The organism is Streptomyces sp. NPDC089915 (assembly GCF_040684675.1).
Taxonomy (GTDB): domain Bacteria; phylum Actinomycetota; class Actinomycetes; order Streptomycetales; family Streptomycetaceae; genus Streptomyces.
Map to the genome: position 1 here is coordinate 1 of NZ_JBFBGN010000205.1, position 8,572 is coordinate 8,572.

The window sequence follows — 8,572 nt, forward strand, 5'->3', positions numbered from 1 at the left end:
CCGGCCCCCACGGCGGGGACTGGCGGCTGCGGGCGGTCCTGCCGCTCGGCGCCGCCCCGGTCGCCGGAGGCGGGCGATGAGCCGGCCGCCGCTGCGCGTGCGCGTGGTCATCGCCGACGACGAGCGGATGGTCCGCACGGCCCTGCGGGTCATCCTCGACGCCGAGGACGGCCTGGAGGTGGTCGGCGAGGCCGCCACCGGGGCCGAGGCCGTCTCGCTGGTGCGCTCCCTGGCCCCGGACGTCGTCCTGATGGACGTGCGGATGCCCGAGATCGACGGCATCCGGGCCACCGAGCAGATCCTCGCCACCATGGCCGCCCCGCCCAGGATCGTGGTCGTCACCACCTTCGAGAACGACGCCTACGTCTACGACGCGCTGCGCGCGGGCGCCGCCGGCTTCCTCCTCAAGCGCGCCGACCCGGAGGAGCTGATCGGCGCCGTCCGGCTCGTCGCCCGCGGCGACTCCCTCCTCTTCCCGGCGGCCGTCCGCACCCTGGCCGCCGCCCACACCGCGGCCGCCCCGCCGCCCCCCGCCTGGGCGGCCCGGCTCACCGACCGGGAGGCCGACGTGCTGCGGCTGATGGCCAAGGGGCTGTCCAACCACGAGATGAGCGAGCACCTCGGCGTCGGCCCGCAGACCGTCAAGACGCATGTGGCCGCCGTCCTCGCCAAGACGGGCTCCCGTGACCGCACCCAGGCGGTCATCGCCGCCTACGAAGGGGGCTTCCTCATGAAGAAAGACTGAGAACCCCGCCACAATCGGGGCAGAGCGGAACGTCCGGCGCCGCAGGGACGTCCTTCCGGGAGATGAACAAGACGATCAGGCGTGCGTCGGTCTTCTGTCTGCTTCTGGTGCTGGCCCTCTTGGTGCGGGTCACCTGGGTGCAGGCGTACCAAGGCCAGGCCCTCGCAGACGACAAGAACAACCGCCGCAACCTCATCGGGCAGTACGAGAACCCGCTGGGCAACATCATCGTGGGCGGAACGGCGATCACCGGATCGACGAAGACGGCCGGCAAGGACTTCGGGTACAAGCGCACCTACACCGACGGCCCCCTCTACGCGCCGATCACCGGCTACAGCTCCCAGGCCTTCGGCACGAGCATGCTGGAGGGCGTCTACAAGAACGTCCTCAACGGCTCCGACAGCCGGCTGAAGACGGTGATGGACGTCCTCACCAACAAGCGGGCCGACCCGGGCAACGTCCTGACCACCATCGACAAGGACGTGCAGAAGGCCGCCTACGACGCCCTCGACGGCAAGCAGGGCGCGGCCGTGGCCATCGACCCGGCGACCGGTGAGATCCTCGCCGTGGTCAACAACCCCTCCTACGACCCGGGCCGGATCTCGGGCGCGGGCGACCAGGCCGCCTGGGACGAGCTCTCCGCCGACAAGGGCAAGGCCATGGAGAACGTGGCCCTGCGCAAGCCCCAGGCCCCCGGCTCCACCTTCAAGCTGGTGACCCTGGCCGCCGCGATCGAGAACGGGCTGGTCTCCAGCATCGACCAGCCGACCGGGGTCCCCGGCAACTACACGATCCCCGGCACCCGGACGAAGCTGCCCAGCGAGGCGGGCGACGAGGCCTGCAACAACGTCTCCGCCCGCACCGCCCTCAAGCTGTCCTGCAACAACGTCTTCGCGGACCTGGCATCCAAGCTCGGCCAGGACAAGATGCGGGCCATGGCGGAGAAGCTCGGCTTCAACACCCAGATCGACACCCCCGTCCGCACCAACCCGCCGAGCAAGTACCCGACGAAGAAGCTCTCCGTCGACCAGGTCGCGCAGACCGGTATCGGCCAGTTCGACGTCCAGGCCACCCCGCTCCAGATGGCGATGGTGACCTCCGCCATCGAGAACGGCGGCAAGCTCGTCGCCCCGCACATGGTCTCCGAGGTGACCGACTCCGGCGGCACCGTGCTGGAGAGCTTCAAGGACCCCAAGTCCCAGCAGGTCATGACCGCCAGGACCGCCTCGATGCTCCAGGACGCCATGCGCACCGTCGCCACCGACGGCGGCGGCAAGCCCGCGCAGGTGGCGGGCGCCGAGGTCGGCGGCAAGACGGGTACCGCCCAGCGCGGCGTCAACAACAACATCCCCCCGCTCGCCTGGTTCACCTCCTACGGGAAGGCGGGCGGCAAGCAGATCGCCGTGGCGGTCATGATCGAGAACTCGGACACCGACCGCTCCGAGATCGGCGGCGGCAAGCTCGCCGCCCCCATCGCGCAGAAGATGATGGCCGCGTGGCTGAAGAAGTAGCCGCCGCCTGAAGGGCCGCCGCGCGCCGGGAACCGACGGGGTTCCCGGCGCGTTCCCCCTCCCATGATCAGGACCGCACTCCTCGAAGATCTGGACGCCATCGCCGCCCTGCACGCCCGGGCGCGCGCCACCTACTACCGGGGCCGCCTCCCCGAGCAGGCCTACGCCGGCGAGGCCGAGACGGCCCGCTCCCGCGAGGGCTGGTCCCGCGCCGTGAACCGGTCCGAGAGCGAGGGGCGGGTCTTCTGCGCCGAGCGGGACGGGCGGATCACCGGGGTGGCGGCCTTCCTCACCGCCGACGGCGAGACCACCCTCACCCAGCTCCACGTGGACCCCGAGCACTGGCGCCGCGGCACCGGGGCCGCCCTGCACGCGGCCTGCCTCGCCGCCTGGCGCCGGGCCGGCGTGGGGCGGGTCCGCCTGGAGGTCTACGAGCACAACCTCCGCGCCCAGGCCTTCTACGCCTCCCACGGCTGGCGCCCCGACCCCTCGGCCGTCCCCGCAGGCTCCCACCGCACGCTGTGGCTGGAGGTGGGGGAGGACTCCGGGGAGGGAGCGGCGTCCGGGGAATGAGACGGGGCGGGGAATGGTTGAACCACAAACCGTTTCGCCCGGCGAAACCCCCGTCCCACCCCCCAACCCGGAATCCGGAGAGAAGAAGGATCATGCGCGTCGAGATCTGGAGCGACATCGCCTGCCCGTGGTGCTACATCGGCAAGGCCCGTTTCACCAAGGGGCTGGCCGAGTTCGCGCACCGCGACGAGGTGGAGGTCGTCTACCGCTCCTTCGAGCTCGACCCGGGCAGCGCCAAGGGCGTCACCGCGCCGGTCCTGGAGATGCTCGCCCGCAAGTACGGCCGCACGCTGGAGGAGGCGCGCGGCATGGAGGAGCACGTCGCCGCCAGCGCCCGCGCCGAGGGGCTGGAGTACCGGACCGACGGCCGCGACCACGGCAACACCTTCGACATCCACCGCCTCCTGCACCTGGCCGCCGCCCGGGGCCGTCAGGTGGAGCTCCTCGACCTCGCCTTCCGCGCCAACTTCGCCGAGGAGCGGTCCGTCTTCGACGCGGAGGTGCTGCTCGCCCTCGCGGTGGAGGCCGGACTGGACGAGGCGGAGGCCCGCGCGGTCCTGGCCGACGACTCCGCCTACGCGGCCGAGGTCCGGGCCGACGAGCGCGAGGCGGCCGAACTGGGCGCCAACGCCGTCCCGTTCTTCGTCCTCGACCGCCGCTACGGCATCTCCGGCGGCCAGCCCGCCGAGGTGTTCACCCAGGCACTGGAGCAGGCCTGGGCCGGCCGCGAACTGCCCGAGCCGGCCGTCGGCGCCGAGGCCTGCGAGCCGGACGGAGCCTGCGCCGTCCCCGGCGCCTGACACCACCGCCGCAACCCGCCGGGCGCCGCGTACCCCGTAACGGCCCCGGCGGGCCGGCCGCCGTCCCCCGAGGCCGCCCGGCGCCGGTCAGCCGGCGGGGGCAGCCGTCGAAGCGGGGCGGGCACCCGCCGAATCCGGCAGGCCGCCCCGCCGGCCCCGGCGGGGCGGGGCCGTTCCTACCAGGCCGCCGAGGCCGCCTCCAGGGCCGCCTCCGGGGCCGCCGACAGGGCCGAGGCCAGGGCGCGCAGTGACGCCGCGACCGCCTCCGGCGAGGCCGCCGGGCCGTAGTGGTTGACCCGGACCATCTCCCGCGCGAGCGCCCCGCCGCCCGCCGCCAGCGGGGCCGACGCCTCCGCCGCCAGGGCCCGGGCCACCACCGCGGACGCGTCCGGCACCCGCAGCGTGGTCGCCACCGGAGCGGCCTGCGCCGGGTCCCCGACCCACGGGGCCAGGCCGAGCGCCGCCGCGCCCGCCCGGGTGGCCCGGGCGGCCGCCGCGTGCCGGCCGAGCACGCCCTCCAGGCCCTCCTCCGCGATCCGGTCCAGGCAGGCCTCCAGCGCCAGCATCTCCAGCTGCGCCGGGGCGTGCAGCAGCGTCTTGCGGCCGCCGTCGATCCAGCGCTCCTTCCAGTCCAGCAGGGAGAGGTACGAGCGCCGGGGCGCGGCCGGGTTGGCCGCGAACCGCTCCCACGCCCGCTCGCTCACCGACACCGCCGAGACCCCCGCCGGGCCGCCCATGGCCTTCTGCCCGCCGATCACGCACAGGTCCACGCCCCACGCGTCCGGCAGCAGCGGCTCCGCGCCCACCGAGGCGACCGCGTCCAGCATGAACAGCGCCCCGTGGGCCCGTACGGCCTCGCCGATCTCCGCGACCGGGTTGGTGTTGCCGGTGGCCGCCTCGGCGTGCACCAGCGAGACGAAGTCGATCTCCGGGTGCTCCGCCAGCGCGCGGGCCACCTGCTCGCCGCTCACCGCCGTGTCGAACGGCACCGCCAGGTCCACCACCTTCGCCCCGGCGTCGCGCAGCCAGTTGCCGAACGTGGTCCCGTACGGGCCGGTGACGACGTTCAGCGCCGTCGAACCGGGCCGCGCCCCCGAGCGGATGCAGCCCTCCAGCGGCAGCAGGGCCTCGCCCTGGGTGATCACCACGTCGTGCCGGGTGTCCAGCAGCCGCGCGACGCCCCGCTCGACGGCGGCGAAGCGCTCGGCGGTCAGCGGCGGAAGGTCCAGCAGGGGGTGGGTCACGGCGGTGCTCTCTTCGTCCGGGGTCTCCGGCCGAGCCTACCGAGCGCGCACGTACAGTGCGGACATGAGTGATCACGATGGTGTGCTCCATGTGAAGGGACGCGTGCTCGTCGGGCCCCACGAGGTCCGCGACGAGCTCTGGGTCGTCGGCGGACGGATCTCCTACGAGCGGCCGACCGCCGCCCGCGAGGTCACCACCGTCACCGGCTGGGTCCTGCCGGGACTCGTCGACGCGCACTGCCACGTCGGCCTCGACGCCCACGGCCCCGTCGACGCCGCGACGGCCGAACTGCAGGCCCTCACCGACCGGGACGCCGGCACCCTGCTCATCCGCGACGCGGGATCGCCCTCCGACACCCGCTGGATCGACGACCGCGAGGACCTCCCGAAGGTGATCCGGGCGGGCCGGCACATCGCCCGGACCCGCCGCTACATCCGCAACTACGCGCACGAGATCGAGCCGGCGCAGCTCGTCGAGTACGTGGCCCGGGAGGCCCGGCGCGGCGACGGCTGGGTCAAGCTCGTCGGCGACTGGATCGACCGCGAGGCCGGCGATCTGACGGCCTGCTGGCCGCGCGCGGAGGTGGAGGCGGCCATCGCCGAGGCGCACCGGCTGGGCGCCCGGGTCACCGCGCACTGCTTCGCGGAGGACTCGCTGCGCGACCTCGTCGAGGCGGGCATCGACTGCGTCGAGCACGCCACCGGGCTGACCGAGGACACCATTCCGCTCTTCGCCGAGCGCGGGGTCGCGATCGTCCCCACGCTCGTCAACATCGCCACCTTCCCGAAGCTCGCGGCGGGCGGCGAGGCCAAGTTCCCCCGCTGGTCGGCGCACATGCGCAGGCTCCACGAGCGCCGCTACGACACCGTCCGCGCGGCCTGGGACGCGGGGGTCGGTGTGTACGTCGGCACGGACGCGGGCGGTTCGCTGCCGCACGGCCTGGTCGCCGCCGAGGTGCAGGAGCTCGTGAAGGCCGGGATCCCCGCGCTGGACGCCCTCTCGGCGACGGCCTGGGCGGCCCGGGACTGGCTCGGCCGGCCCGGCCTGGCCGAGGGCGCCCCCGCCGACCTGGTGGTCTACGGCTCCGACCCGCGCGAGGACGTACGGGTGCTGGCGCGGCCGGAACGGGTGGTCGTGGACGGCGCGGTCCGCGCCTGACCGGTCCGGCCGGCACGAGGTTGACGGGGCGTGACGCGCCGGTCCCGTCCGTCGTTGAAGACGTCCGAAAAGCACTGGTGCCGACGGCGGTTATGAGACATCAGGGAACTCATGTGCCGTGTGGGGCGCGACAAATCGAATACACGCATGGAAACCACCCGTTGGGGTGAACTCACGGCAGGTGGCTGTCCGTTCACTCACAGTGCGTAAAGATTTCGAGCGTCGAAGCCGTCGGCCCGCGCAATGTCCCCCATTGGCGCCCCGGCGGCACCCATCTCCCTGGGGGTTCCACCATCTTGAACAGCAACACCCTCCGCCTGCCCGCGGCCGTCCTGCTCGCCACGGGGGCGGTGGCCCTGCTCACCGCGCCCCCCGCCCTCGCCACGGACGGCGGCGGCGCCGACCGGGGCGCCTCCGGAGCCGTCGTCCTGCGGACCGGACTGGACGTGGGCCTGCTCAACAAGGCCGTGCACGTACCGCTCAAGGCCACCCTCAACGAGGTCAGCGCCCCCGCGGCGGCCGAGAAGACGGCCCTCACCGTGACCCTCGACGGAGCCGAGCAGGGGCAGCCGGTGAACGTCCTCAAGGCGGACGTCGCCACCGCCAAGGCCACCGCGGACGAGACCGGCGCCCGGGCCGAGGCCAACCTCGCCCACGCCCGGGTGCACGTCCCGGGCCTCCCCCTGCTCTCCCTCATCGAGGTGGAGAAGGTCACCTCCAAGGCCGTCTGCGAGCCCGGGAAGCAGCCGGTCGCCACCTCCAACGTCCTCGGCACCGTCACCGCGCTCGGCAAGAAGGTCACCCTGACGGCCGGCGGCCCCACCAAGATCGAGGTCCCCGGCGTCGGCCTGGTCTCCCTGGAGCTCTCCGGTACGCAGACCACCTCCACCACCGCCGCGGCGGCCGCGCTCCGGCTCAAGGTGTCGGTGAACCCGCTGAACCTGGGCGTGGCCCAGGTCGACGGCGAGATCGTCCTGGCGGAGGCGCACTGCACCTCCCCGAAGACCGCCGCCAAGCCCGCGGCGAAGCCGGACGTCAAGCCGCAGACCGCCGTCGTCTCCGGTCCGGCCCAGGCCAACCTCGCCGAGACCGGGGCCGGTTCGGTCACCCCGTGGGTCGCCGGCGGCGCGCTGCTGCTGCTCGGCGCGGGCGCGGGAGCCCTCGTCCTGACCCGGCGCGGCCGAGCCTCGTAACGCGGATCCCGGCCCCGGTACGGGTTCCGGCCCGGGCCCCGGTCAGCGGGTCGCGCGGGTCAGTCCCTGGCCGGCCGCGCCCCGCGAGGTCACGGCCGAGGTGACCTCCTTGTCCACCCGGGCGTACTCGGCCCGCTTGGCGGCCGAAGCGCCGGCGCCGCCGCCGTCCGCCTCCGCGCAGGAGGCGCAGACGACGCGGAACGGCGGCCCCATGTCCGAGTACTGGGTGAGGTATTCGGCCTTGACCACCTCCCAGCGGCCCGGGTGCGCGGCCGCCGGGGCGAAGGTGAAGCGGGGAATGGACGACATGTTGCCGCGCGCCTTCTCCGTCTCGTAGAAGCTGGCGATCTGGTCGCCCATGCCGAAGACGACCCAGGTGCCGTTGATCTTCTCGTAGGGCTGCGGGACGTGGTTGTGCGTGCCGAGGACCAGATCGATGTCGGGGAGGCCGTCCGGCCCCCGCGAGGCGGTCAGCGCCTGAGCCAGCTCCTTCTGCTGCTGGTCGGGCGCGGTCTGCCACTCGGTGCCCCAGTGGACGCTGAGGACGACGACGTGCGCGCCGGCCGCCCGGGCCGCGCGGGCGTCGGCGATGATCCGGCCCTGGTCGATGAGGTTGACGGCCCAGGGCTTGCCGGCCGGGAGCGGGATCCCGTTCGTGCCGTACGTGTAGTCCAGCTGGGCGACCTTCGCCCCGCCGGCCGAGAGCAGCGCCGGGGCCTTGGCCTCCTCGGCCCGGCGCGCCGAGCCCACGTGCTTGAGGCCGACGCGGTCGAGGTGGTCCAGGGTGCGGGAGAGCCCGTCGAAACCGTCGTCGAGGCTGTGGTTCGAGGCGGTGGAGCAGCTGTCGTACCCGGCGTCCTTGAGGGCGTCGGCCAGCTGGTGGGGGGCCTTGAAGGCGGGATAGCCGGTGTAGGGGCCGCCGGGCTTTCCGTACGGTATCTCGTGGTGGCATATCGCCAGGTCGGCGGCGGAGACGATGGGCTTGACGCCCGCGAGTATCTTCCGGAAGTCGTACCCGTCGCCGCCGGCGTCGTCCGCGGCGCGCTGGATGATCGACGGGTACGGGATGATGTCGCCGGTCGCGACGAGGGTGAACGGCTTCCCGTCCGGGACGGCCTTCCCGCCCGGGTCCTGCCGGCCCTGGAGGCGCTGCCCGGAGGCGGCGCCGCCCCTGTCCAGCAGGGTGGGTACCGCGTACACCGCGCCGCCGACCACCCCCACGGCCAGCAGCCCCATGGTTATTCGCGTCGCCGCCCTCAACACCCTGCGCGGCAAGGGCACGGCCGGCGGTTCGACGATCACCCAGCAGTACGTCAAGAACTACTACCTGACCCAGGACCAGTCGGC

General features: G+C 73.7%; 9 protein-coding genes. 7 read left to right on the top strand and 2 right to left on the bottom strand.

Going from position 1 to position 8,572, the window contains the following annotated elements; translation table 11 throughout:
- Positions 1–76: 76 nt before the first annotated feature.
- The 4 genes from AB0O29_RS32915 to AB0O29_RS32930 all read left to right on the top strand — a co-directional run bounded on the left by AB0O29_RS32915 (position 77) and on the right by AB0O29_RS32930 (position 3,629).
- Positions 77–745, top strand: a complete 669-nt coding sequence (locus tag AB0O29_RS32915; protein ID WP_365159185.1) for a response regulator transcription factor — start codon at positions 77–79, stop codon at positions 743–745.
- 62 nt (positions 746–807) lie between these two features.
- Complete coding sequence (locus AB0O29_RS32920) at positions 808–2,256, top strand: penicillin-binding protein 2 (RefSeq protein WP_365159188.1); 1,449 nt, start codon at positions 808–810, stop codon at positions 2,254–2,256.
- Positions 2,257–2,319: 63 nt separating this feature from the next.
- Positions 2,320–2,829 (top strand): GNAT family N-acetyltransferase, encoded by a 510-nt coding sequence (locus AB0O29_RS32925; RefSeq protein WP_365159191.1) that lies wholly within the window; start codon positions 2,320–2,322, stop codon positions 2,827–2,829.
- Positions 2,830–2,921: 92 nt separating this feature from the next.
- Positions 2,922–3,629 (top strand): DsbA family oxidoreductase, encoded by a 708-nt coding sequence (locus AB0O29_RS32930; RefSeq protein WP_365159193.1) that lies wholly within the window; start codon positions 2,922–2,924, stop codon positions 3,627–3,629.
- A gap of 176 nt (positions 3,630–3,805) precedes the next feature.
- Here AB0O29_RS32930 and AB0O29_RS32935 read toward each other — a convergent pair whose 3' ends face one another.
- Positions 3,806–4,873, bottom strand: a complete 1,068-nt coding sequence (locus AB0O29_RS32935; RefSeq protein ID WP_365159195.1) for an aminotransferase class V-fold PLP-dependent enzyme — start codon at positions 4,871–4,873, stop codon at positions 3,806–3,808.
- Between the two features lie 64 nt (positions 4,874–4,937).
- Between AB0O29_RS32935 and AB0O29_RS32940 the strand changes: the two genes are divergently transcribed.
- Together AB0O29_RS32940 and AB0O29_RS32945 are read left to right on the top strand one after the other, a co-directional pair.
- Positions 4,938–6,032 (top strand): amidohydrolase family protein, encoded by a 1,095-nt coding sequence (locus tag AB0O29_RS32940; RefSeq protein ID WP_365159198.1) that lies wholly within the window; start codon positions 4,938–4,940, stop codon positions 6,030–6,032.
- 296 nt (positions 6,033–6,328) lie between these two features.
- Positions 6,329–7,225: an SCO1860 family LAETG-anchored protein gene (locus AB0O29_RS32945; protein WP_365159201.1), complete on the top strand. Its 897-nt coding sequence runs from the start codon at positions 6,329–6,331 to the stop codon at positions 7,223–7,225.
- A gap of 42 nt (positions 7,226–7,267) precedes the next feature.
- Here the strand turns inward: AB0O29_RS32945 and AB0O29_RS32950 are convergent, their stop codons facing one another.
- Complete coding sequence (locus AB0O29_RS32950) at positions 7,268–8,461, bottom strand: CapA family protein (protein ID WP_365159204.1); 1,194 nt, start codon at positions 8,459–8,461, stop codon at positions 7,268–7,270.
- Between AB0O29_RS32950 and AB0O29_RS32955 the strand changes: the two genes are divergently transcribed.
- On the top strand, positions 8,460–8,572 hold a 113-nt coding region (locus tag AB0O29_RS32955; protein ID WP_365159207.1), incomplete at its 3' end, for a transglycosylase domain-containing protein. The genes AB0O29_RS32950 and AB0O29_RS32955 overlap by 2 nt on opposite strands.